Below are 24,100 nucleotides of genomic sequence, written 5' to 3'. Positions count from 1 at the left end.
GCCGCCTGAATTTCCGTCGAGCGCCGCGCCGTGCGCGTCGATGGGCTAGGATGCGGACGAGCTTACGGACAGCCAAACTTAGGACAAGCGCGGAGAAGTGTGATGGCGGGTAGCGTGAACAAGGTCATTCTGGTGGGCAATCTCGGCGCCGACCCTGAGATTCGCCGGCTGAACTCGGGCGATCCGGTCGTCAGCTTCCGCATCGCCACCTCGGAGACCTGGCGCGACAAGAATTCCGGCGAGCGCAAGGAAAAGACCGAGTGGCATAACATCGTCGTCTTCAACGACAATCTGGCGAAGGTGGCGGAGCAGTATCTGAAGAAGGGCATGAAGGTCTATGTCGAGGGTCAGTTGCAGACCCGCAAATGGCAGGACCAAAGCGGCCAGGACCGCTACACGACCGAGGTCGTCCTGCAGAAATTCCGGGGCGAACTGCAGATGCTGGACACGCGAGGCCAAGGGGGAGACCAGGTCGGATATGGCGGTGGCGGCGGGCGCTCGGATTTCGGTCAGTCCGCCCCTGGGGATGACTATGGCGGCGGGCGCGGCGGCGGTGGTTCGCGCGGCGGCGGCGGCGGTTCGTCCCGCGATTTGGACGACGAGATACCGTTCTGAGGCGCGGTCCTTCCAGCATCTTCTCCTTTGAGGAGAAAACGATAAAGGGCGCGTAAGGCCGGTGTCCCGCGTATCGTCCGATCTGCAGGCAATCTTGCCCGCCGAACTGGTGCGGGGTGGATCGACGGCGATGATGGTCGTGCGTCGTGGCCGCACGGTGTTCGAGTGGGGCCGCGTCGACCTGAACACGAGCGTCGCGTCCGTCCGCAAGAGTTTGATCAGTGCGCTCTACGGAATCCTCGCGGGGGAAGGCACGCTCAATCTCGATGCGACGCTCGAGGATTTCGGCATCGACGATGTCGGCGGCCTGACCCGCGGAGAGCGGCGGGCAACCGTACGGCACCTGCTCGCGGCGCGTTCCGGAGTCTATCATCCTTCGGTCTACGACACGGCACACGGCCGGCCGGAGCGCGGCTCCTCTCTGCCCGGTGCGGCCTGGTTCTACAACAATTGGGACTTCAACGTGCTCGGCTCGATCCTCGAGCAGCGGTCCGGACAGTCAGTGTTCGACGTCCTCTATTCGAGGCTGGCGGTGCCGCTTGGCATGCAGGACTTTTCGGCCGCCGACTGCTATCACCAGCACGGGCCGGAATCGGTCCATCCTGTCTACAAGCTGCGCCTTTCGGCTCGCGACCTGGCTCGGGTCGGCGTGCTGTATCTCGAGGCAGGGCGTTGGCAGGGAAGGCAGATCGTCCCGGCAGATTGGGTGCGGGACAGCACGCGCGCGCATACCGATCTCGGGGGCGGGCGAGGCTACGGCTATCTGTGGTGGACGGCCGAGGCCGACGCGCCGGGCGACAGGCTCAGCCTTCATGCGCCGGTGTTCTATGCCAGCGGCTTCGGTGGACAGTACGTCATCGTCGTGCCGGAAATGGACCTCGTCGTCGTCCACCGCGCCGCCCGCGTCGACCACGGCATCAGCCACGAGCGCATGGGCGAACTGCTGCGCCTTGCGGTTGGGACGATGAAGTGAAATCGCGTCTGGCTGTTTCCGGCGCGCGGGCGTTTCCGCCTGCGCGTTATCGGCCTCGGCCTTTTCGGCCCATTTTTTGTACCGCTATGGAGAGGACGAAGAGAGCTCTCACGCCGCCATCAGCGCCTTGATGCCGTCGGCGACGAACTGGACCGCCAGCGCTGCGAGAATGACGCCGAGCAGGCGGGTCAGGATGGTGCGGCCGGTCTGGCCGAGAAAGCGGTCGACACGTTCGGCGAGCACGAAGACGAGATAGGTAAGCCCCATGCAGACCAGGATGATGCCGACCAATGCCGATTTCGCGGCAATCCCCTGAAAACTGCTGGAAAGCAGCACCGTGGCCGAGATCGCGCCCGGCCCGGCAATCAGCGGGATGGCGAGGGGGAAGGCGGCGATGTCCTGGATCTGGTCCTTGGTGATCGCCATGTCGGCGCTTTTTTCCTTCCGGTCCTGGCGCCGCTCGAACACCATCTCGAAGGCAATGTAGAAAAGCAGCAGGCCGCCGGCGACGCGGAATGCCGGCAGCGTTATGCCGAGGCCGCTCAGCACGACCGCGCCGACGATCGCGAACAGGATCAGGATGGCGGACGCGATGATCGTGGCCCGCACCGAAACCTGGGTCCGTTGCTCGCGGGTCATGCCGCGCGTCAAGGCGAGAAACAGCGGTGCCAGTCCCGGCGGATCGATCGTCACGAGGATCGTCAGGAAAGCGTTCAGGATGCTGTCATGGCTCGGCACGTTCCCCTCCGCGCGCGATTTTGCAAGTCGTAGCGCGTGGGCGCGGAACTTGCCAGAGCGACCTTTTTCGGTCGCAACCCGAAGGTTTCTCGTCGGCGGCGTCGACAAGGCGCACGTCGCGATGGTCAAGCGCGTGACGGATGCGACACTTTGCTGCCGTAATTTCCCGGTCTATGCGCTGTCTCTTGCGGCGAAGTTTCGGCGCCTTCTCCTATCGTGATGAAATCGCTTGGGAAAACGGTCGGATAAAAAGCCGTGCAAAGTCGCCGGCGGCGGGCCCGAACGTTGGAGAAAACGCCGCCGTTCCTATATAAGCGGAAAATGATTCCCGAAACGTTCTAGTGATCGATTTTGACCGACCAGACCCCTCCGCGCGGCCCTGAAGATCCATCCGGCATCGAGCCGATCTCCATCATCGAGGAGATGCAGCGTTCCTATCTCGATTACGCCATGAGCGTGATCGTCAGCCGCGCGCTGCCCGACGTGCGCGACGGGCTGAAGCCGGTGCACCGCCGTATCCTCTTCGCCTCGCATGAGAGCGGCTATCACTGGAACCGCAAATACGTGAAATCGGCGCGCCCCGTCGCCGACGTGATGGGTAAATACCACCCGCATGGCGACGCCTCGATCTACGACGCGCTGGTGCGCATGGCCCAGGACTGGTCGATGCGCGTGCCGCTCATCGACGGCCAGGGCAATTTCGGCTCGATCGACGGCGATCCGCCGGCGGCGATGCGCTACACGGAATCGCGGCTCACGAAGGTCGCGCACGAGTTGCTGGAGGATATCGACAAGGAAACCGTCGATTTCCAGGATACCTACGACGCTTCCGGGGAAGAGCCGAAGGTTCTGCCGGCCCGTTTCCCGAACCTGCTGGTCAACGGGTCCGGCGGCATCGCCGTCGGCATGGCGACCAACATCCCGCCGCACAATCTCGCCGAGGTCGTCGACGCCTGCATCGCGCTGATCGACAATCCGGCGATCGACCTGCCGGAGTTGATGGAGATCATTCCCGGGCCGGATTTTCCGACGGGAGGCATCATCCTCGGCCGCTCCGGCATCTACAACGCCTACGCCACTGGCCGCGGCTCGATCATCATGCGCGGCAAGGTGCATGTCGAGGAAATCCGCGGCGACCGCGAGGCGATCATCGTCACCGAAGTCCCGTTCCAGGTGAACAAGGCGACGATGCAGGAGAAGATGGCCGAACTGGTGCGCGAGAAACGCATCGAGGGCATCTCCGACATCCGCGACGAGAGTGACCGCCAGGGTTATCGTGTCGTCATCGAGCTGAAGCGCGACGCAAACGCAGAGGTCATCCTCAACCAGCTTTATCGTTTCACGCCGCTGCAGACCTCGTTCGGCGCCAATGTGGTGGCCCTGAACGGCGGCAAGCCGGAAGTGCTGTCGCTGATCGACATGCTGAAGGCGTTCGTCTCCTTCCGCGAGGAGGTGATCAGCCGCCGCACCAAATATCTGCTGCGCAAGGCGCGCGAGCGCGCCCATATCCTGGTCGGCCTGGCGATTGCCGTCGCCAACATCGACGAGGTCATCAAGCTGATCCGCAACGCGCCCGATCCGGCGACGGCGCGCGAGCAGTTGATGACGCGGCGCTGGCCGGCGGCCGACGTCGAGGCGCTGATCCGGTTGATCGACGACCCGCGCCACCGCATCAACGAGGACGGCACTTACAATCTGTCGGAAGAACAGGCGCGCGCGATCCTTGCGCTGCAACTGTCGCGCCTCACCGCGCTCGGCCGCGACGAGATCGCCGACGAGTTGAACAAGATCGGCGATGAGATCAAGGATTTCCTCGACATATTGTCGTCTCGCGCGCGCATCATGCAGATCGTCAAGGACGAACTGACGGTGGTGCGCGAGGAGTTCGGCACGCCGCGCCGCACCGAGATCGTCGACGGCGGCGCCGACATGGAGGACGAGGACCTCATCCAGCGCGAGGACATGGTGGTCACCGTCACGCATGAGGGCTACATCAAGCGGGTGCCGCTGTCGCTGTTCCGGGCGCAGAACCGTGGCGGCAAGGGCCGCGCCGGCATGGCGACGAAGGAGACCGATTTCGTCACGCGGCTGTTCGTCGCCAACACGCACACGCCGATCCTGTTCTTCTCGTCGCGCGGCATCGTCTACAAGGAAAAGGTCTGGCGGCTGCCGATCGGCAATCCGCAGTCGCGCGGCAAGGCGCTCATCAACCTGCTGCCGATCGAGAGCGGCGACCGCATCACGGCGATCCTGCCGCTTCCCGACGAGTCGGAGTGGGGCAAGCTGGATGTGATGTTCGCGACGACGCGCGGCACGGTGCGGCGCAACAAGCTCAGCGACTTCGCCGACGTCAAGCGCAACGGTAAGATCGCCATGAAGTTCGACGAGGAGGGCGACGCCATCCTCGCCGTCGAGACCTGCACGGACAATGACGACGTGCTTTTGACCGCCGATAGTGGCCAGTGCATCCGCTTCAGGGTCGACGATGTCCGCGTGTTTGCCGGCCGATCCTCTCAGGGAGTGCGCGGCATTGCGCTTGGCGAAGGCGACCGCGCCATCTCGATGACCATCCTGGAGCACGTCGAGGCAGAGGCTTGGGAGCGGGCGGCCTATCTGAAACGCAGCGTCGCCGAGCGGCGCCTGGCCTCCGCCGAGGGCGGCGAGGGCGAGGAGGATGTGGCGCTGACCAACGAGGATGTGGGTGAAGGCGGAGAACTTTCCGACACAACCTACGAACGACTCAAGGCACATGAGCAGTTCGTGCTGACCGTCACCGAATACGGCTACGGCAAGCGGTCCTCGTCCTACGATTTCCGTGTCATCGGCCGCGGCGGCAAGGGCATCCGCGCCACCGACGTGTCGAAGGTCGACGAGATCGGACGCCTGATCGCTGCGTTTCCGATCGAGAACGACGACCAGATCATGCTGGTGTCGGACGGCGGCACGGTGATCCGCGTCCCGGTCCACAACATCCGTTTCGCCAGCCGCGCCACCAAGGGCGTCACCATCTTCAACACCGGCGAGGGCGAGAAGGTCGTGTCGGTCGAGCGCATTTCCGAGCCGCAGTCGGACGAGGAGGAGGTTGTGCAGGCCGAGGCCGGCCAGTCCGAACCGCCTGCCGAGCCTTCGCCAGAATAACCGGTTCCAAAAAAGGCGGCGGCTGGTTTGTCCGCCGCCTTTGCCGGCGTTCCCGATATCCGCCACGGTCGCCGTGTTCGCGACCAATCGGATTTGGCCGAAGCGGCTGCTCTGTTACTTTCCCTGTCCGGCGCGCATTTTGCCCGTTACAGTCGGCTCCTACGACTGGGTCCGGCCAGTTTCGGCGACGTGTTGCGCGCCCGCTGGCGGAAGGAGCGTCCCATGACCGAAGCAACGGCAGTCGCCGAAACCGAGGATGGTGTGGAACTCACGGTCGACGACGCCGTCGAGATGGCGGTCGAGCTGATGCGCAAAAAACAGTTGAAGGGTGCCGCCGAAATCCTTGAAAGCGTTCTGGAAATCGAGCCGGCTCGCGCCGACGCGCTGAACTATCTGGGGGTCGTGCGCTTTCATCTCGACGGGCCGCGAAAAAGCGTCGAGATCTTGAACCGCGCCGCCGAGATAGCGCCCGCCCATGCCGGCATCCGCAACAATCTCGGCAATGCCTATGTGGAACTCGGCGACACGGATGCGGCCGTCGCGGCCTATGACCGGGCGATCGAACTCGATCCCAACCTCGCCGATCCCTATGCCAACCTGGCGGCGATCGTGAAATATGCCGGCAATGACGGGTTCGCCGAAAAGCTGCTGCGCAAGGCGATCGACATCAATCCGGAGTTCGGCGTCGCCCATCAGAACCTCGCCGCGATCCTGCTCGACACCGGCCGGGCGCGGGAGGCCATCGACTATTTCTGGAAGGCGACCGTGCACCTGCCGGACAAGGGCGTGCCGGCGCATTTTTTGGCGCTGGCCTACTGGTTTGCCGGTTTGAAGGATCTGGCGATCGATTTTGTGAAGAAATGGGCGGACGCCAACCCGAACGACCCCCAGGCCCAGCATATGCGCGCCTCGATGACTGGCGAGAACGTTCCGGACCGGGCTTCCGACGTCTATGTGCGCAAACTTTTCGACCAGTTTGCCAGTTCATTCGACGCCAAGCTGGACAGCCTGGAATACCGCGCCCCGGAATTGGTGGGCGACGCGCTCAGCGTCGCCGTGGGCAGGGATACGACGGGACTCATCATCCTGGATGCGGGTTGCGGCACGGGAAAATGCGCCAAATATTTCAAGCCCCATGCCGCGCGACTGGTCGGCGTCGATCTGTCCGGCGGCATGCTGAAGAACGCGAACAAGCTCGGCCTTTACGACTATCTCGAACGCGGCGAACTGACCGAATACCTGCTGGCCAACACTGCAATCTACGATGCCGTCGCTTCGGCCGACACGCTTTGTTACTTCGGCCGGCTGGAAGAGTTTTGCGCTGCCGCGGCGTCATCGCTCAGGCCTGGTGGCGCCCTCGTCTTCACCGTCGAGGCGCTCGACAATGCAGAGGACGAGTTCCGCCTGGCGGTCAACGGCCGCTATTCGCACAGCGAGAACTATGTGCGGAAATGTCTTGAAGATGTTGGATTTGATGTCGTTTCCGTTGGCAGGGAGAAGCTGCGAAGTGAAAACGCGGAGCCCGTTATCGGGTTGGTCGTAACGGCTCGAAGACCAGCCTAGCCGGACCGGCCCGACAGTCGCGAGCCCTCGGACTGCGTTACCGGAGATGCCGCGCCCCGAAGCCGCGATTCTGCTTTTCGCGATTCTCGACTTTGATGCGTTCGGCCTCGTCATGAAGTCCGAAGACTGTCGCGATCAGCATTGCGAGGGTCATGGCGGCGGCGAGCATTGTGATCATCATGACGGCGTTCTCCTGATTGCGGTAACGCGGTTCTTGGCCTTTGGTTTCATATATGGGTATCGACTTCGCCGGGTGCTGATGAAGCTTTCGTGAACATTTCGCCGGCGGCCTGAGCTTCGGCTTCAGGTTGGTGAACAGTTTATTGCCGCGCTGTCGTCCGCTCTTTCTTGTTGCCCTATGCCGGTTTCGAATTTGAACGGTCGCTCACCTGGCAATCACGGGCTGGCCGAATTGCCTTTGCGCGGACGGCCCGCTAGAAGCACCGGCCATGACGGAACGCATCGCCATCTATGCCGGCTCCTTCGACCCGCTGACCAACGGCCATCTCGACGTGCTGAAGGCGTCGCTGGCGGTGGCTGACGTGATCCATGCGGCGATTGGCATCCATCCCGGCAAGAAGCCGCTGTTTTCCTTCGAGGAGCGGGTCGATCTCATCCAGGCGACCGCCAGGGCGGAACTCGGCAAGAACGCCGACCGCATTAAGGTCGTTTCCTTCGATGGGCTGCTGGTCGACGCGGCCCACAAGGTCGGCGCTTCGATCATGATCCGCGGCCTGCGCGACGGCACCGATCTCGACTATGAGATGCAGATGGCCGGCATGAACGAGACCATGGCGCCCGACCTGCAGACGGTCTTCCTGCCGGCCAGCCCGTCGGTGCGCACCATTACCGCCACACTTGTGCGGCAGATCGCGTCGATGGGCGGCGACATCCGTCCTTTCGTTCCGACCGTCGTCGCCGGTGCGCTGAAGAAGAAATTCGAGACGTAAACCCAGGAATCGGGAGAGTCCCTTCCATGCAGTTCAAAATTTCCCGGCGGCAGTTCGCCGCCTCGCTGGCCATCATTGGCTCGTTGACGTTCCTTGCGCCGGCGCAAGCCGCCGACCCGGAAAACACCATGATCATCACGCTGAAGGACGGTGACGTCGTCATCGCGCTGCGGCCCGATCTGGCGCCGAAGCATGTCAAGCAGATCAAGGCGCTGGTGCGCGAGGGCGCCTATGACAATGTCGCCTTCCACCGCGTCATCGACGGTTTCATGGCGCAGACCGGCGACGTGCAGTTCGGCGACATGGCTGATGGCTACAATGCAGACCGCGCCGGTACCGGCGGCTCCGACAAGCCGGATCTGCCGGCCGAGTTTTCGGCCGAGCCCTATGTGCGCGGCGTCGTCGGCATGGCGCGCGCCCAGGATCCGGATTCCGCAAATTCGCAATTCTTCATCATGCTGGCGCCAAATCCCGGCCTGAACGGCCAGTATACGGTGGTCGGCGAGGTCGAGAGCGGCATGGAACTCGTCGACAAGATAAAAAAGGGCGATTCCAGCCAGAACGGGGTTGTCAGCGAGCCCGACCGCATGTTGAAAGTCCGCATCGCCTCGGACAAGTGACGTCCGAACCATCCCCGCGCGTCTGAAGCCGGGGCAATTGTCAATCCAAGGAAAAAGATATGGCCGAGATCAAGGATCGCGAGCAGGCGCTCATTGTTGAAACCACCAAGGGCAAGGTCGTCATCGAGCTTTTCCCGGATCTGGCGCCCGGCCATGTCGCGCGCATCAAGGAACTGGCCCGCGAGGGCGCCTATGACGGCGTGGTCTTCCACCGCGTCATCGACGGCTTCATGGCGCAGACCGGCGACGTGAAGTTCGGCAAGTCGGACGGCGCCTCGTTCAACCCGTCGCGCGCCGGCATGGGCGGCTCGGAGAAGCCGGACCTCAAGGCCGAGTTCTCCAATGTCAACCATGGCCGCGGCACGTGTTCGATGGCACGCTCCCAGAACCCGAACTCGGCCAATTCGCAGTTCTTCATCTGCTTCGGCGATGCGAGCTTCCTCAACCGCCAGTACACGGTGTGGGGCCAGGTCATCGAAGGCATGGAGAATGTCGACAAGATCAAGCGCGGCGAGCCGGTGCAGGACCCCGACAAGATCGTCTCGATGAAGGTCGCGGCGGACGTCGCGGCGGCCTGACCGCCGCTCAAGACAGGATCGCGCGCGATGATGGGGCTCGTCTGGTCGGTGCTCGGCATATTGTCGGGCGCCTTCATCGCCGTTCAGGCGCCGATCAACGCACAACTGGCGCGCGGCCTCGGCCTTCCCGTGGCCGCCGCCGCCTTTTCGTTCCTGTCCGGCGCGGTGGTGCTGGGCATCGTTTCAGTCGCCTTCACCCGCTACAACGACATTTCGCTGGACTGGCGGGCGCCGGCGCCGTGGCTGTTCGTCGTCGGCGGCATTTTGGGCGCGTCCTACGTCACCCTCTCGACCATCCTCATCCCCCGCATCGGCGCGGCGGCGCTGATGGCGTTCCTGGTCGCCGGGCAATTGCTGGCCGGCATGCTGCTCGACCGCATCGGTTTTCTCGGCATGGCGGTGCGCGAAATTTCGCTCGGCCGCATAGCCGGCGCCGTGCTTCTGCTTGCCGGGGCGCTGCTGGTACGCTTGTACTAGGATCGGCTGCGTTTTAGCTCAGGGCCGGCGCGGGATCGACGATGAAACGGGTTTTGCTTCTTGCCGCGGGACTGTTGGCATCGGCCGTTCCGGCGATGGCCACCGGCGAGATTTCCTGCGGTGACGGCAAGGGCGTCGGCGTCGACCTGCTGGTCGGCCATGTCGACGTGCTGAGCATCTCCCGTGTCGTGGTGACGGTCGGCGATAAGGTCTGGTCGTCGACGCCGGAAAGCTGGCCGGGAACGCCGATCGCGGTCGGCCAGGCCTTCGAGGACGACCGGCAGTTGGTGCTCGACATCACCGACGAAGGGGTTTCCGAAATCATCGGCCGGCTGCGTGTTTTCAAGGCGAGCGAGGGGGAGACAACCGTCGCCGGCGGCGTTTTTTCGCTGAAGGGCGAGGGCGCCTTCGTCGTCGATTGCTCCGAACCGGAATGAAAGTCGACCTCTTCGATTTCGACCTGCCTGATGAGCGGATTGCGTTGCGCCCCGCCGAGCCGCGCGATTCTTCGCGGTTGCTGGTGGTGCGGCCCGATGGTGCGCTTGACGACAGGTCGGTGCGCGACCTGCCGGGATTGCTGAGTCCGGGCGACGCGCTGGTCTTCAACGACACGAAAGTTATCCCGGCGCAGTTGCGGGGCATCCGCCGGCGCGGCGAAGCGAGCGCGCATGTAGACGCCACGCTGCACATGCGGGTGGCGCCGGATCGCTGGCTGGCTTTTTTGCGGCCGGGCAAGCGCGTAGCCGAAGGCGACCGCATCAGTTTCGGCCATGACGGCAACGCCTGCTTCCTGGGCAAGCTCGATGCTACCGTCGTGGAGAAGCGCGAGGCCGGAGAGGCGCTGCTTGCCTTCGACCTGTCCGGCGCCTTTCTCGACGAGGCGCTGCACGCGGTCGGCCATATCCCGCTGCCGCCCTACATCGCCTCGAAACGCGACGACGATGCCCGCGACCTCACGGACTACCAGACCGTCTATGCCCGCGAGGAGGGCGCTGTGGCGGCTCCGACCGCCGGGCTGCATTTCACGCCCGAACTTTTTGCCGCGTTGGACAAGGCAGGGATCGAACGGCATTTCGTGACCCTGCATGTCGGCGCCGGCACGTTCTTGCCGGTCAAGGCCGATGACACGGCCGACCACAAGATGCACGCGGAGACCGGCACGGTTTCGGCAGGCACGGCGGCAGCGCTGAATGCTGTCCATGCGCGGGGAGGGCGCGTCGTCGCAGTCGGCACGACCTCGCTCAGGCTGCTTGAAAGCGCGACAGGCGAGGACGGCGTGGTGCGAGAATGGTCCGGCGCGACGTCGATCTTCATCACGCCGGGCTACCGCTTCCGCGCCGTCGACGTGCTGATGACCAATTTCCATCTGCCGCGCTCGACCCTGTTCATGCTGGTCTCGGCTTTTTCCGGCCTCGACACCATGCGCGCCGCCTATGCGCATGCGATCGAAAGCAGCTATCGTTTCTACTCCTATGGCGACGCGGGGCTGCTGTTTCGCAAGGAGGCGTAGCGATGGACGAAGATCTGGAGGCGATGGACCGTGGCGCGCTGGCGGCCGAGGTGCGAAAGCTGCGCAACGCCATACGCATGCACCGCGACGCCACCGGCCACGATCTCTGTTGGCATCACCCGGACATGTGGGACCTCTTGCCGGAACGGACGAAACCGTCCATTGCGGTGCCGCCCTGGCCGAAATTCATGCGCGGCTGCATCCGCTATCGCGCCTCGCTCGATCGGCAGGCGGGGGACGCTCCCGTTCACGACAAGGAATATGATGGCTGAACAATTCGGCTTCAAAGTGCTGGCGACGGACGGCAAGGCCCGGCGCGGCGAAGTGTCGATGCCGCGCGGAACAATCCGGACGCCGGCCTTCATGCCGGTCGGCACCGCCGGCACGGTCAAGGCCATGTATCTGGACCAGGTTCGGGCGCTTGGCTCCGACATCATTTTGGGCAACACCTATCATCTGATGCTGCGGCCCGGCGCCGAGCGTGTCGCGCGGCTTGGCGGCCTGCATGAGTTCGCGCGCTGGCCACATCCGATCCTGACCGATTCCGGTGGGTTCCAGGTCATGTCGCTGGCGAAGCTGCGCAAGCTGAACGAAAACGGCGTCACCTTCCGCTCGCATATCGACGGCGCGGCCTACGAGATGTCGCCGGAACGCTCGATCGAGATCCAGGGGCTGCTCGGCTCCGACATCCAGATGCAGTTGGACGAGTGCGTTGCGCTGCCCGGCGAGGAAAAGGACATCGAGCGGGCTATGGAATTGTCGCTGCGCTGGGCGGAACGCTGCAAGACGGCGTTCGGCGACCAGCCGGGCAGGGCGATGTTCGGTATCGTGCAAGGCGGCGACAAGCGGCACCTGCGCGTCCGGTCGGCGCAGGCGCTGAAGGCGATGGAACTCAAGGGCTACGCTGTCGGCGGGCTGGCGGTCGGGGAGCCGCAGGCGGTGATGCTCGACATGCTGGAGGCGACCTGCCCGGAACTTCCGGCGGACAAGCCGCGCTATCTGATGGGCGTCGGCACGCCCGACGACATCTTGAAATCGGTGGCGCGCGGCATCGACATGTTCGACTGTGTTATGCCGACCCGCGCCGGCCGCCACGGCCTCGCCTATACCAGGCGCGGCAAGGTCAATCTGCGCAACGCCCGCCATGCCGACGACCCGCGCCCGCTAGACGAGGAAAGCAACTGCCCGGCCGCACGTGACTACTCGCGCGCCTATCTGCATCATCTCGTCCGCTCGCAGGAGGCGCTGGGAGCGATGCTGCTCACCTGGAACAATCTTGCCTATTATCAGAGCCTGATGGGGCAGATTCGCGATGCCATCGAGGCGGGTGCGTTCGTCGAACGGGCGGCGCTGATTTCGCAGGAATGGGCGAGGGGTGACATCCCGGCGCTTTGAGATGCCGCGGCATTCCGCCTTCTCCGGGGCCAAGATCGCTCTGATCTGCGAAGGCGAACTGCTTGTCTACAAACGCGACGAAAAGCCGGGCATCCCCTTTCCCGGCATGTGGGATCTGCCCGGCGGCGGGCGCGAGGGCAACGAAACGCCGGCCGAATGCGCAATCCGCGAGGCTTTTGAAGAGTTCGGCCTCGCCATCGAACCGGCAACGATCATCTGGGAGCGATGGTTTCCATCGAACAGGCCGGACGGGCTCCCCACCGTCTTTCTCGTTGCCGAACTCCCTGCCGGCGCGCTCGCAGGCATCGTGTTCGGCGGCGAAGGCGAACGCTGGGAGGTGATGCCGGTCGCCCGGTTCCTCGCCGCGGCTGACGCGGTCGCGCAGTTGCGGCAGCGGCTCGCGGACTATCTGGCTTGCGAGCGCGAGCCGCGATCATAAAGGTGCCGGAACGCCTTCGGGGCTAACAGAACTGGCTGCTTCGTCAGTCAGGTGCTCACCGAATTCGACGCCTTCAGGCTGACGCCGGTGATCTTGTAACTGCCGTCTGGCTGCCGCTCCAGCGTATAGAGCGCTTCATAGTCCTTGCCGTCCGGGCCTACGATCAGCACCTGTTGGACGACGGACGCAGGCCCCACCTCCTCGGACTTGCCGAAGGCGTAGCTGCGCGGGTTGTAGACGGGCTGGTAGGCGCTGGTCACCATCGACATGAACATCTCCAGTGTCGGAAAGATATTCCTGATACTTGGCGCCGCGTAGCCATACGCGGCGGCATCGTCGCCGCGCTTGAAGGCTTCGATCTGCGCGCCGATCGTGTCTTGCGCAGCCTTGATCTCGGCATCGCCGGCGAGCGCGCTCACATACAGCACGGGCAGCATGAACAAGGCAAAAAGGATGCGGCGCATGGCTGGTCCCCTTTGTGTCGGCGGGGCCATCACGGTTGGTCCCCTTCGTACTATACGAGGATTCGGCCGCCATGGTTTCACCGGACGCCTAGCCGCCCCGGCATTTCTTGGTCGCGATTTGCCCAAGCCTTCCGCAAAGCTGCTGCGCAGTTTGCCCGCATCTTGGGCAAATTTGGCCATTTGCCTGTTTCGGTCGCGCAACCATCCGATTGCGCTTGCTTTTCTGGATCAACGCATTTGAAATGCAGCCATAGGGGAGTGCGCGCTTGGTTGCGTTCGATGAAATGTCGCCGGAAAAATCCGGTATTCGCAGACCGTATTTCGGCTATGACAGCTGGCTAAAGGAACAGGACACGCTTCGGCTGACGGAGAAGATGCGCGATGCCGAGCGCGTTTTCCGCAAGACCGGCATCACTTTCGCCGTCTACGGCGAGGCGGAATCCGCCGAGCGCCTCATTCCGTTCGACATCGTGCCGCGCATCATCTCCGGCCAGGAATGGCGCCGTCTGACGCAGGGCATCGAGCAGCGCGTGCAGGCGCTCAACGCCTTCCTTGACGACATCTACCACCGGCAGGAGATCCTGCGCGCCGGCCGCGTGCCGAAGGAACTCATTGCCAACAACGAGGCGTTCCTGCCCGAGATGATCGGCGTGCGCCCGCCGGGCGGCGTCTACACGCACATCATCGGTGTCGACATCGTGCGCACCGGCGAGGACGAGTTTTTTGTCCTCGAGGACAATGCGCGCACGCCCTCCGGCGTCTCCTACATGCTGGAGAACCGCGAGACGATGATGCAACTCTTCCCCGAACTGTTCCAGCGGGTGAAGGTGCGGCCGGTCGAGGACTATCCGAAACTGCTGCGCCAGTCGCTCGCCGCGGTCCGTCCGGATGGCGTGAAGGGCACACCGACCATAGCGGTGCTGACGCCCGGCCTCTACAATTCCGCCTATTTCGAACACGCGTTCCTCGCCGACCAGATGGGGGTCGAGTTGGTCGAGGGCCAGGACCTTCGGGTCATCGACGGCCACGTCGCGATGCGCACCACGGAGGGGTTCAAGCAGATCGACGTGCTCTACCGCCGCGTCGACGACGCTTTCCTCGATCCGCTGACGTTCAATCCCGAGTCGACGCTCGGCGTGCCGGGCATCATGGATGTCTACCGCGCCGGCAACATAACTATCGCCAACGCACCCGGCACCGGCATTGCCGACGACAAGGCGATCTATTCCTACATGCCGGACATCGTCGAGTTCTACACCGGCCGCAAGGCCATCCTCGGCAACATACCGACCTGGCGCTGTTCCGAGCCGAGCAGTCTAAAATATGTCCAGGAGCATCTTGCCGAACTGGTGGTCAAGGAGGTTCACGGCTCCGGCGGCTACGGCATGCTGGTCGGTCCGACCGCGTCCAAGAAGGAGCGTGAGGAATTCGGCAAGAAGCTGGCCGCACGCCCCTCCAACTATATTGCACAGCCGACATTGGCGCTGTCGACCTGTCCGATCCTGACCGAAAAAGGGCTGGCTCCCCGCCACGTCGACCTGCGCCCCTACGTGCTGGTCTCCGACCGCGTCCAGATCGTGCCCGGCGGCCTGACGCGCGTGGCGCTCAAGGAAGGGTCGCTGGTGGTGAATTCGTCGCAGGGTGGGGGGACGAAAGATACTTGGGTGTTGGATGATTGAGAGAGCGAATAGCGAATAGGGAGTAGCGAATAGGGAAGAAGGGTGGACCCAAAGGCGACAATAAATTCGTACAGGGATTTGGTGGTTTGGAAAGCTTCGGTGGAACTGGCTGTGACATGTTATTCCGTGACGAAGTCGTTCCCAAACAGCGAAGTCTACGGGATGACATCACAAATACGAAGGTCATCTGCATCGATTGCCGCAAATATCGCCGAGGGGCATGGGCGGGAAAATACCGGTTCGTTCATTCAGTTTCTCCGCGTGGCGCAAGGCTCGCTCAAAGAATTGGAAACGCATCTAGTCATTTGTGGAAGAGTAGGTTTGATGCCGGATGCCGACACCACCCGGCTTCTCGCCCAAACCGACGAGATCGGAAGGATGTTGCGCTCGATGGTCAGGAGTCTGCAGCGGAAGTCATGAGAACGCGCGCTTTTTCTCCCTATTCGCTATTTGCTATTCGCTATTCGCTTACCCGCAGGGTCCCCTGATGCTTCTGGGTCGCACCGCCAACGGCCTCTACTGGATGAACCGCTACATCGAGCGGGCGGAGAACATGGCGCGGCTGCTCGATGCGGGGCTGCGCATGGCGCTGACGCGCACGGCAAGTTCGGCCGAGGAGTGGAACTCCGTCGTGGTCAGCGCCGGCTGCGAGTTGTCCTTCCGTAACAGGCATTCGCAGGTCTCGGCGCCGGCGGTGGCCGATTTCCTGCTGCGCGACGCGACGAACGCTTCCAGCGTGCTCTCGTCGATCGACACGGCGCGCAGCAACGCGCGCATGGTGCGCACCGCGCTGACCCGAGAGACGTGGGAATCGATCAACGAGGCGTGGATGGCGATCAAGCGCGCGCTGGCGCGTCCGGTCGACGAGCGCGACCTGCCCAGCGTGCTCGACACCATCAAGCGCGAGACCGCTCAGATCCGCGGCACGTTCCACGGCACCATGCTGCGCAACGAGATTTTCGATTTCTCTCAGCTCGGAACCCTGATCGAGCGCGCCGACAACACCGCGCGCATCCTCGACGTCAAATATTACGTGCTGCTTCCGTCGATTCACTGGGTCGGCTCGTCGCTCGACAACTACCAGTGGGAATCGATCCTGCGCTCGGTGTCGGCACACCGTTCGTACCGATGGGTCTACGAGGCCGACTACAGGCCCACCAACATCGCCGAATATCTGATCCTCGACGCCCGCATGCCGCGCTCGCTGGCCTTCTGCTATCGCAACCTCGCCGACAGCCTCAAATTTCTCGAGGAAGCCTACGGCGTGCGGCACGAGTGCCATGAGACGCTGGCTGCGACCACGGCCAAACTGAAGGGGGCGACGATCAAGCAGATTTTCGATTCGGGCCTGCATGAATTCCTGACGGGCTTCATTCAGGACAACAACCGCCTTGGCGACGAGGTGGCTCGCAGCTATCGGTTCTATTGAAGTTTCACGATCGTCCGAGTTTCATTCCTTCCATGCGCCTCAAGATCACGCACCGCACCGAGTATCGCTACGATGTCCCGGTCCAGTACGGGTTGCAGCGGCTGCGGCTCACGCCGCTGAGCGGCCCGACACAGGCGATCGTATCCTGGGCATTGGCGATTGACGGCGCCCGCGAGGAGCTTCGTTTCGTCGACCAGTTCGGCAACGATACGCGCCTGGTCAGCGTCGAAGGCGATCCGCATGTCGTGGCGGTCGAGGCCGGCGGCATCGTCGAAACCTTCGATACGGCTGGCGTCACCGGTCCGCATCAGGGGTTCGCGCCCCTCTGGCTGTTCCAGCGCCAGACCGATCTGACCGCGCCCGGCGAGGAAATCCTGCATCTTGCCGAGATCATCGCAGCCGCCAGCGAACTGGACCGGCTGCACGACCTGATGGACGCGGTGGCCGCCCGTATGCACTACGTTCCGGGCGCGACCGATTCCGCCACGACGGCCGAACAGGCGTTGAAGCTCGGCGATGGTGTTTGCCAGGACTATTCCCAGATTTTCGTCGCCGCCGCGCGCTGCCTCGGCTTCCCGGCGCGATATGTCAGCGGTTACCTGTTGGTGGACGGCACGGTCAATCAGGTTGCCAGCCATGCCTGGGCCGAGGCGCATGTCAGCGCGCTCGGATGGGTTGCGTTCGACGCCGCCAACAAAATTTCGCCGGATGAACGTTATGTCCGCCTCGCCGTCGGCCGCGACTACCGCGAGGCCACGCCAGTTTCGGGCATTAGGCTGGGACAGGCGTCGGAAGCGCTTGCGGTCCAGATCACGGTAGAGCAGTAATCCGCTGCCTGCGGCAATGCAGGGGACGCGGGATTCGGGCTGACCGCCGAGTTTGAACATCGATACGCCCGAGCCGGAATGCTTCGATGACCTATTGCGTCGGCCTCAAGATCGATCGTGGGCTCGTGTTCATGTCGGACACGCGCACCAATGCCGGCATCGATTCGATCTCAACCTTCCGCAAGATGCATGTTTGGGAAAAGCCCGGCGAGCGCGTCGTGGTATTGATGTCGGCCGGCAATCTCGCCACCACCCAGAACGTCGTCAGCCTGCTCAACGGCCGCGCCAAGCCGCTGGAAGAGCGCAAGCCGGCGGTGCTGGAGACGCCGTCCATGTACCAGACGGCGCGCCTGATCGGCGATACGGTCAAGGAGGTCATCCTCGATTCGTCGCCGACCGGCCAGAAAGCCGACAGCTATTTCAACGCCTCGTTTATCCTGGGCGGCCAGATCCGCGGCTCGGTGCCGCGCCTGTTCATGATCTATCCCGAGGGCAATTTTATCGAGTCGACCGACGACACGCCGTTCTTCCAGGTCGGCGAGACCAAATACGGCAAGCCGATCATCGTCAGGACCTACGACCGCGAGATGAGTTTTGCGGAAGCCGTGAAGCTGCTGATCGTTTCGTTCGATTCCACGCTGAAGTCCAACCTGTCGGTCGGCCTGCCGCTGGATCTGCTGTTCTACGAGAAGGATGCCTTCCAGGTCAGAATGCAGAAGCGCATCGGCCAGGACGATCCGTATTATCGAACGGTTTCCGATGGTTGGTCGAATGCGTTGAAGAACGCCTTCAAGAGCCTGCCGGACTTTCCGGAGACGTAGGCGCAGCCGGAACCGCGGCGGAAACGGGCTCAGTTCGGCGGCTGGTCGTGTCAGCCAAGATCCTTTTCCGCCAGTTCACGGAATGCATCGGGCACTGAGTGGGCGCCGCCCAGCATGGCGCCGTAGGTAACGGCATCCGACCCGAAACGTTTGCGGATGGTGTCCATCGCCCGGTCGGCCGACCATCGTGCCGCCCCCCGTCTGGTGCCGGGCCTGCGGTTCTCGTCGGCAAGGCCGAGATCGAATTCAAGTTGCAGATGCGGTCGCACATCGAGGCCTGAGACCGAAATGGCGAGCAGGGAGATCGTTCTTTCAGCCGGATGATCTGCGAGCGCGCCGCGCACCAGTTCCTCGGCGATCTCGGCGAGTGTCACCGTCGCCGAAACCGGTGCGTCGAGGGTGATGGAACGCGTGACGGAACGCAGGTCGGAGAAGCGCACGCGTGCGGTGATCGTGCGGCCAGAACGTTCCTTGGCGCGCAGCCGCGTTGCCACCCTGTCGGCCAGATGCAGGAGCGTCGGGCGCCAGACCGAAGGCTCGGCTGATTTTCGGCCGAGCGCCGACTGTGCGCCTGCCGACTGCGCACGGCCATGCGTCTGAACGCCCCTTGGGTCGCGGTTCCAGGCCAGCGCGGCAAGTTTGTCTCCGGCTGCGGTGCCGAGCAGGCGCTCGAGCGACCAGCCCGGCGTGTGCGCGAGCTGGCCGATCGTACCGACTCCAATGTCTGCCAGCTTTTGCCGGGTGACCGGGCCGACACCCCACATGAGATCGACCGGCAGGTCATGAAGGAATTCCAGCTCCGTGGTCGGATCGACGACGACCAATCCATCGGGCTTGGCGACCTGTGACGCGATCTTCGCCAGATGTTTGGTCCGCGCAACGCCGACCGAAATGGGCAATCCGAGTTCGGAACGGATGCGTTTTCGGATGGTTCCGGCGATCTCGGCTGGCGAGCCGAACAGATGCGTACAGCCGGCCACATCGGCAAAAGCCTCGTCGATCGAGATACGTTCGACCAGCGGCGTGAAATCGCCGAGCACGCCGATGGCGGCATCGCCAAGCCGCTGGTATTCATGGAAATGACCGCCGACGAAGATCAGGTCCGGGCACAATTCGCGAGCCTTGCGGCCGGGCATGCCGCCGCGAACGCCGAATGCCTTTGCTTCATAGGAGGCCGCGAGGACAACCCCGCCGCCCACGGCGATCGGCTTGCCACGCAGCGCTGGATTGAGCAACTGCTCCACCGAGGCGTAGAACGCATCCAAGTCCGCATGAAGGATTGTGCCCGACGCGCTCACGCCAATTTTCCGTCACAACCGTCGCAGAAGGTCCGACTTCGACAAGAACAAAATAGGAACATTGTTCCTTGAGTTCGTCAAGGCAGGATCGCTTGAAACGATTTCGAAGAATTGAGTCGCATTCGCGATGTGCGGAGGCCGTGTCGTGCGAATGCTTGAGATCCCTGAAGTTCGACCTGGCTTCAGCCCTTGAGCATCTCCGCCACGCGCGGCGCGAAATAAGTCAAAATACCGTCGCAGCCGGCGCGCTTGAAGGCGGTGAGCGATTCCAGCATGGCTTTCTCGCCGTCGATCCAGCCATTGGCGGCTGCGGCTTGAATCATCGAATATTCGCCCGACACCTGGTAGGCAAAGGTCGGCATGGCGAACTCGTCCTTCAGCCGGCGGATGATGTCGAGATAGGGCAGGCCGGGTTTTACCATCAGCATGTCGGCACCCTCGGCCAGGTCCTGCTCCGCCTCCCGCACGGCCTCGTCCGAATTGGCGTGGTCGAGATAGTAGGTTTTCTTGTCGCCCTTCAGCAGGCCCTTGGTGCCGATGGCCTCGCGGTAGGGGCCGTAGAAGGCGGAGGCGAATTTGGTCGCGTAGGACATGATCGCCACGTCCTGGAAGCCGGCGTCATCGAGCGCGTCGCGGATCGCGCCGATACGGCCGTCCATCATGTCGGAGGGCGCGATGATGTCGGCGCCCGCCCGCGCTTGCAGCACGGCAGCGGCCGCGACCTGGGCGACGGTCTCGTCGTTGACGATAATGCCTTCGCGCAAGATGCCGTCATGGCCGTGGCTGGTGAACGGGTCGAGCGCGGCGTCGGTGATGACGCCGATCTCCGGCACGGCTGCCTTGATGGCGCGGGTTGTCCGGTTGATCAGATTGTCTGGGTCGAGGATCGCCGAACCGGTCTGGTCGCGCAACGAGAGGTCGACATTCGGGAAGGTCGCCAGCGCCGGAATGCCAAGTTTCGCGGCGCGTTCGGCTTCCTTGACGGCGATGTCGATCGACATGCGGGAGACGCCGGGCATGGCCGGGATATCCTCTCGGCGGTTCTCGCCGTCGATGATGAAGATCGGCCAGATCAGATCGTCTACCGTCAGCCGGTTCTCCTGCACCAGCCGGCGCGACCAGTCGGCCTTGCGCATGCGGCGCAGCCGGCGGCTCTGGGTGATCTCGTCGACGCTGCGGGTGCCGACGGATAGGGCGGGGGCGTGCTTGTTCATGGCGCTGTCTCCAGGGCGGCCTCTTAGCATGGACGGGGATGGCGACCAATGCGACCGGTTGCGCGCCGGACGGGATTATTGCGGCTGGCCGTTGCCGGAAAGGATCTGCAGCGTTCCGGCCATCGCCTTGCGGAATGCGTCGTCGAAGCTGACGCCGCGCTGCGTCCATTCATAGACCTTGCCATCGTGGTCGATGCGCCACTCGGCTATCCAGCCGCGCTCCTCCTCGCTCCAGGTCAACCCGCCTGCAAGCGCATGCGCGCCGTCGTAGCGGGCGGCGATGGCGTCGAGGTCGGCGAGGTCGACCTTCGGCAGGGTGTTGGCATTGAGCGCAGCACTTGAAAGGGTCGCGGCGTCCGGCAGATCGACGGGCAGCGCAAGCGGCTCCCCGGCGGCTGTAAGCGACTGGCGCATGTAGTTGCCGTCGCCGCTGTTGCGCGCCACGACGAAGGACCGGGCGACCTGCTTCACCGCGAGGAAGACCATGATGCGCGGGCGCTCCGCCAGCCACGGCTTGTGCCCCAGCTTCTGCAGGAAAGCGTCGATGCGGGCGCGGTCGAAGGCACAGGTAAGATCGTGAGGCCGGTCGTAGGTTCCCTGCTCGTCATGAATGGGAACATCCTCCATGCGGTCGCGGTAGCGGAAATCGCGGATGAATGATCCCGCCCGCGACAGCGCCGCCTGCACGGACGGGTTCTCGGCCAGCTTCGGGTCACCGCTCACCTTCACAAGCACCCTGCGAAAGCATTCTTCCAAACCCGGCCTCCGGTTGGTTTCGCCGGTGCCCGTGACGATTGCCCGGGTGGTATAGAGCGATGTCAGGTCGAGTGCGCGGGATGGAACGCTGGCACAGATGGCTGCGAAAAGCGTTGCCAGGAACAGGAAGGTGGGCGCTGCCCGCATATGGAGCCTCAATCAATGTCCCGCCGCGGCGCTTGTCGCACGATCCGGTTGCAAACGGCAACCCGATCCGGCGCGTCGGGCTGCTCATTCGACGCGAACGGTATGGACAGCGCTGCCGCCGGCGTTGACGCGCTGCCTTGTCGTCCTTAGCACTGCTTGGGCGGTGAAGAGGGGACGAGAATCGGGACGAGCATGGATTTTGGCGGAGCAGACGAAATCCGTTTCGAGAGGATCGGCGTCGCCGGCGTGATCACGCTGACACGCCCGAAGGCGCTGAACGCGGTCACGCATCAAATGATTCTTGCCCTGTCGAAGGCGTTTTCCGCCTGGGAGCGGGACAAGGATGTCGCGCTCGTGGTGATCAAGGCCGAGGGCAGGGCGTTCTCGGCGGGCGGCGATATCGCCGATGCCTATCGCGCCATGCGGGCGGGAAACCGGCCGGTGCAGTTCTTCGCCGACGAATACCGGTTGAACGCAGCACTTGCGCGGTTCCCAAAACCCTGCGTCTCGCTGATCGACGGCATCGTCATGGGTGGCGGCGTCGGCATTTCCTGCCACGGCTCGCACCGGGTGATGACGGAGAAGGCGCTGTTTGCCATGCCGGAGGTGGGCATCGGCTTCTTTCCGGATGTCGGCGGCAGTTTCCTGCTGTCGCGCCTCAAGGCGAGCTACGGCATGTATCTCGGCCTGACCGGCGCGCGTATCCGTTCGGGCGATGCGCTGAGGGCCGGCATCGCCACCCACACGGTCGAGTCGGCCGCGATCGGCGACGTGTTCGACGAATTGTGCAAGGGCGTCGCGCCCGACAAATGCCTGAAGGGTTATGCAAGCGCCCCGCGGGCCGAGACCGACGAAGGCACGCTGTTTTCGATCGCAAGATTGTTTTCGCGCGAGAAGCTTGGCGACCTGCTTGTCGGATTGGAGCAGGCGCGCGAAGCAGGCGAGACAGTGGCCGAGACCGCGCTGGCGGCCATCGGCAAGGCATCGCCGACCAGTGTCGCGGTCACATTCCGGGAGATCAACACCGGCGCCATGCTCGACATGGACGAGTGCATGCGCATGGAGTTCCGTATATTGAACCGCATGGTCGCTGGCCACGATTTCCCCGAAGGCATCCGCGCCGCCATCATCGACAAGGATGGCGCGCCGAAATGGCAGCCGCCGACGCTTGCCGGGGTCGGCGACGCCGCCGTCGAGGCCTATTTCGCACCCTTGCCCGGTGGAGATCTCAAGCTGTGAGCGACGTCTCGGCCAGGCCGCAGACCTTTGGCCCGACGGTGGTCGAATCCCTGTTCGCCTGGTTCCAGCGTATCATCGCGGTCTACTGCCTTATGTTCGGCGTGCTCTATTGGGTGCGGCTGCTCGGTTATTACGACTCGCCGCTCTGGCGCCTCGATCTGATGCCTGTGCATTGGCAGGTGGTCACGGTGACGCTGGCGGTGTTCTTCCCTTTCGCGGCGGCCGGCCTGTGGATGCTGGCGTCCTGGGGGCCGGTGATCTGGTTCCTGTGCGCAGCCACCGAGATCGTCATGTATGCCGGTTTTCCCGACCTGTTCGGCCGGCACTACGCGGTCGTCGCCTCGCATGTCTTCGCCGCCTGCCTTTATGCGACCTTCAGGCTGGTCATCCATTTCCAGAAGCGCACCGTCCCGCAATAGCCGGCGTTTCGCGCATTCCGGCGCTGCGCTCACGCCGGATCGATAAGGCTTTAGGTTAATTTTTCGGTTGCGGCTGGATATTTGTTAACCCTCTGCTGAAACCTATTGCCGGTAACGCCTTGTTAAGGCTGGCGTTTAAGTCGAATTTTATGTGTATTCGATAGGGTCGCGACCAAGGTGAGAAAAACAAAACATCACCCGGCGACAAACGAGAGGCGAATACAATGATCAACCCGCGTTCAGCGGCCAAAGCCGCTACTGTATCCGACGATCGCCGTGAGGCTATCCGCTCCCTATACATGGAATCACTTCAACTCGTCGAGCGGCTGCACCGCCGTCTGCTTGACGTGATCAAGGACGAGTTCGACCGCAACGGCCGTAGCGATATCAACGCCATCCAGGCGCTGCTGCTGTTCAACATCGGCAATTCCGAGCTGACCGCCGGCGAGCTGCGTTCGCGCGGCTACTATCTCGGCTCGAACGTTTCGTACAATCTGAAGAAACTCGTCGACCTCGGTTTCATCAACCACCAGCGCTCGCGCATCGACCGCCGCTCGGTCAGGGTCAGCCTGACGCCGAAGGGCGCGGCGATTGCCGAGGTGGTAGGCGGGCTCTACGAGCGTCACGTCGGTTCGATCGAGCAGGTCGGCGGCATAAACACGGAAGAGTTCAAGCAGATGAACCGCGCGCTGCAGCGGCTCGATCGCTTCTGGAACGATACCATCGCCTACCGTATGTAATCATCTTACCGGCCGATGGCGGCACGCAGCGTGCGCCGCCGGTCGCGACAGTACGGGGACACGCGGATCGC

General features: G+C 63.4%; 27 protein-coding genes. 21 read left to right on the top strand and 6 right to left on the bottom strand.

Annotated elements, in window-relative coordinates; genetic code table 11:
- Positions 1-102: 102 nt before the first annotated feature.
- Together ssb and ABMA59_RS18935 are read left to right on the top strand one after the other, a co-directional pair.
- A complete protein-coding gene (ssb, locus tag ABMA59_RS18940; RefSeq protein WP_349006940.1) occupies positions 103-615 on the top strand; it encodes a single-stranded DNA-binding protein in 513 nt (170 codons plus the stop codon).
- A 94-nt stretch (positions 616-709) separates the two neighbouring features.
- Positions 710-1,588, top strand: a complete 879-nt coding sequence (locus ABMA59_RS18935) for a serine hydrolase domain-containing protein (RefSeq protein ID WP_349006939.1) — start codon at positions 710-712, stop codon at positions 1,586-1,588.
- A 108-nt stretch (positions 1,589-1,696) separates the two neighbouring features.
- Here the strand turns inward: ABMA59_RS18935 and ABMA59_RS18930 are convergent, their stop codons facing one another.
- A complete protein-coding gene (locus ABMA59_RS18930) occupies positions 1,697-2,326 on the bottom strand; it encodes a MarC family protein (RefSeq protein WP_349006938.1) in 630 nt (209 codons plus the stop codon).
- 351 nt (positions 2,327-2,677) lie between these two features.
- On the opposite strand from ABMA59_RS18930, the gene gyrA reads away from it, so the two are divergent.
- Positions 2,678-5,464, top strand: coding sequence for a DNA gyrase subunit A (gene gyrA / locus ABMA59_RS18925; protein ID WP_349006937.1), 2,787 nt, complete (start codon positions 2,678-2,680; stop codon positions 5,462-5,464).
- A gap of 222 nt (positions 5,465-5,686) precedes the next feature.
- A complete protein-coding gene (locus ABMA59_RS18920) occupies positions 5,687-7,027 on the top strand; it encodes a tetratricopeptide repeat protein (RefSeq protein ID WP_349006936.1) in 1,341 nt (446 codons plus the stop codon).
- A gap of 37 nt (positions 7,028-7,064) precedes the next feature.
- Here ABMA59_RS18920 and ABMA59_RS18915 read toward each other — a convergent pair whose 3' ends face one another.
- Positions 7,065-7,208: a hypothetical protein gene (locus ABMA59_RS18915; RefSeq protein ID WP_349006935.1), complete on the bottom strand. Its 144-nt coding sequence runs from the start codon at positions 7,206-7,208 to the stop codon at positions 7,065-7,067.
- Positions 7,209-7,476: 268 nt separating this feature from the next.
- Between ABMA59_RS18915 and coaD the strand changes: the two genes are divergently transcribed.
- Genes coaD through ABMA59_RS18870 form a run of 9 tightly spaced genes read left to right on the top strand, consistent with a single transcriptional unit; the run spans position 7,477 to position 12,996 of the window.
- Complete coding sequence (gene coaD / locus ABMA59_RS18910) at positions 7,477-7,977, top strand: pantetheine-phosphate adenylyltransferase (RefSeq protein ID WP_349006934.1); 501 nt, start codon at positions 7,477-7,479, stop codon at positions 7,975-7,977.
- Positions 7,978-8,003: 26 nt separating this feature from the next.
- The gene (locus tag ABMA59_RS18905; RefSeq protein WP_425475946.1) at positions 8,004-8,597 is read left to right on the top strand and encodes a peptidylprolyl isomerase; all 594 of its coding nucleotides are present in this window, start codon (positions 8,004-8,006) and stop codon (positions 8,595-8,597) included.
- A gap of 59 nt (positions 8,598-8,656) precedes the next feature.
- Positions 8,657-9,175 carry a peptidylprolyl isomerase gene (locus ABMA59_RS18900; protein ID WP_349006933.1) on the top strand — a complete coding sequence of 173 codons (519 nt, stop codon included), beginning with the start codon at positions 8,657-8,659 and terminating at the stop codon, positions 9,173-9,175.
- A 27-nt stretch (positions 9,176-9,202) separates the two neighbouring features.
- Positions 9,203-9,652 carry a DMT family transporter gene (locus ABMA59_RS18895; protein ID WP_349006932.1) on the top strand — a complete coding sequence of 150 codons (450 nt, stop codon included), beginning with the start codon at positions 9,203-9,205 and terminating at the stop codon, positions 9,650-9,652.
- Positions 9,653-9,693: 41 nt separating this feature from the next.
- On the top strand, positions 9,694-10,089 hold the full coding sequence (locus ABMA59_RS18890; RefSeq protein ID WP_349006931.1) for a hypothetical protein: 396 nt from the start codon (positions 9,694-9,696) through the stop codon (positions 10,087-10,089).
- Positions 10,086-11,162, top strand: a complete 1,077-nt coding sequence (gene queA, locus ABMA59_RS18885) for a tRNA preQ1(34) S-adenosylmethionine ribosyltransferase-isomerase QueA (RefSeq protein ID WP_349006930.1) — start codon at positions 10,086-10,088, stop codon at positions 11,160-11,162. Before ABMA59_RS18890 ends, queA begins: the two co-directional genes overlap by 4 nt.
- A 2-nt stretch (positions 11,163-11,164) precedes the next feature.
- Entirely contained in the window at positions 11,165-11,434 is a 270-nt protein-coding gene (locus tag ABMA59_RS18880; protein ID WP_349006929.1) for a hypothetical protein, read from the top strand.
- The gene (gene tgt / locus ABMA59_RS18875) at positions 11,427-12,557 is read left to right on the top strand and encodes a tRNA guanosine(34) transglycosylase Tgt (RefSeq protein ID WP_349006928.1); all 1,131 of its coding nucleotides are present in this window, start codon (positions 11,427-11,429) and stop codon (positions 12,555-12,557) included. Before ABMA59_RS18880 ends, tgt begins: the two co-directional genes overlap by 8 nt.
- Position 12,558: 1 nt before the next feature.
- A complete protein-coding gene (locus tag ABMA59_RS18870) occupies positions 12,559-12,996 on the top strand; it encodes an NUDIX hydrolase (RefSeq protein ID WP_349006927.1) in 438 nt (145 codons plus the stop codon).
- 47 nt (positions 12,997-13,043) lie between these two features.
- On the opposite strand, the gene ABMA59_RS18865 is transcribed toward ABMA59_RS18870, so the two are convergent.
- Positions 13,044-13,460 (bottom strand): DUF4864 domain-containing protein, encoded by a 417-nt coding sequence (locus tag ABMA59_RS18865; RefSeq protein WP_349006926.1) that lies wholly within the window; start codon positions 13,458-13,460, stop codon positions 13,044-13,046.
- Positions 13,461-13,726: 266 nt separating this feature from the next.
- Here ABMA59_RS18865 and ABMA59_RS18860 point away from each other — a divergent pair, with 266 nt between their 5' ends.
- The 5 genes from ABMA59_RS18860 to ABMA59_RS18840 all read left to right on the top strand — a co-directional run bounded on the left by ABMA59_RS18860 (position 13,727) and on the right by ABMA59_RS18840 (position 18,216).
- A complete protein-coding gene (locus ABMA59_RS18860; protein WP_349006925.1) occupies positions 13,727-15,139 on the top strand; it encodes a circularly permuted type 2 ATP-grasp protein in 1,413 nt (470 codons plus the stop codon).
- Between the two features lie 60 nt (positions 15,140-15,199).
- Positions 15,200-15,559, top strand: coding sequence for a four helix bundle protein (locus tag ABMA59_RS18855; RefSeq protein WP_349007105.1), 360 nt, complete (start codon positions 15,200-15,202; stop codon positions 15,557-15,559).
- 67 nt (positions 15,560-15,626) lie between these two features.
- Positions 15,627-16,568, top strand: coding sequence for an alpha-E domain-containing protein (locus ABMA59_RS18850; protein WP_349006924.1), 942 nt, complete (start codon positions 15,627-15,629; stop codon positions 16,566-16,568).
- Positions 16,569-16,600: 32 nt separating this feature from the next.
- Positions 16,601-17,395: a transglutaminase family protein gene (locus ABMA59_RS18845; protein WP_349006923.1), complete on the top strand. Its 795-nt coding sequence runs from the start codon at positions 16,601-16,603 to the stop codon at positions 17,393-17,395.
- Between the two features lie 86 nt (positions 17,396-17,481).
- Positions 17,482-18,216, top strand: a complete 735-nt coding sequence (locus tag ABMA59_RS18840) for a proteasome-type protease (RefSeq protein ID WP_349006922.1) — start codon at positions 17,482-17,484, stop codon at positions 18,214-18,216.
- Between the two features lie 50 nt (positions 18,217-18,266).
- Here the strand turns inward: ABMA59_RS18840 and dinB are convergent, their stop codons facing one another.
- The 3 genes from dinB to ABMA59_RS18825 all read right to left on the bottom strand — a co-directional run bounded on the left by dinB (position 18,267) and on the right by ABMA59_RS18825 (position 21,631).
- Positions 18,267-19,514, bottom strand: coding sequence for a DNA polymerase IV (dinB, locus tag ABMA59_RS18835; protein ID WP_349006921.1), 1,248 nt, complete (start codon positions 19,512-19,514; stop codon positions 18,267-18,269).
- 182 nt (positions 19,515-19,696) lie between these two features.
- Positions 19,697-20,728, bottom strand: coding sequence for a porphobilinogen synthase (gene hemB / locus ABMA59_RS18830; protein WP_349006920.1), 1,032 nt, complete (start codon positions 20,726-20,728; stop codon positions 19,697-19,699).
- A gap of 75 nt (positions 20,729-20,803) precedes the next feature.
- Positions 20,804-21,631, bottom strand: coding sequence for a DUF2066 domain-containing protein (locus ABMA59_RS18825; RefSeq protein WP_349006919.1), 828 nt, complete (start codon positions 21,629-21,631; stop codon positions 20,804-20,806).
- Between the two features lie 192 nt (positions 21,632-21,823).
- Here ABMA59_RS18825 and ABMA59_RS18820 point away from each other — a divergent pair, with 192 nt between their 5' ends.
- The 3 genes from ABMA59_RS18820 (at position 21,824) to ldtR (ending at position 24,029) form a co-directional block, all read left to right on the top strand.
- Entirely contained in the window at positions 21,824-22,870 is a 1,047-nt protein-coding gene (locus tag ABMA59_RS18820; protein WP_349006918.1) for an enoyl-CoA hydratase/isomerase family protein, read from the top strand.
- Positions 22,867-23,289: a DUF6163 family protein gene (locus tag ABMA59_RS18815; RefSeq protein WP_349006917.1), complete on the top strand. Its 423-nt coding sequence runs from the start codon at positions 22,867-22,869 to the stop codon at positions 23,287-23,289. The genes ABMA59_RS18820 and ABMA59_RS18815 overlap by 4 nt, the downstream gene beginning before the upstream one ends.
- A 224-nt stretch (positions 23,290-23,513) precedes the next feature.
- Positions 23,514-24,029 carry a transcriptional regulator LdtR gene (gene ldtR, locus ABMA59_RS18810; RefSeq protein ID WP_349006916.1) on the top strand — a complete coding sequence of 172 codons (516 nt, stop codon included), beginning with the start codon at positions 23,514-23,516 and terminating at the stop codon, positions 24,027-24,029.
- Positions 24,030-24,100 lie beyond the last annotated feature (71 nt).

The organism is Mesorhizobium yinganensis (genome assembly GCF_040081985.1).
Lineage (GTDB): Bacteria > Pseudomonadota > Alphaproteobacteria > Rhizobiales > Rhizobiaceae > Kumtagia > Kumtagia yinganensis.
The sequence above is the reverse complement of the archived record's forward strand: the minus strand, read 5'-3'. Positions and strand labels throughout refer to the sequence as shown.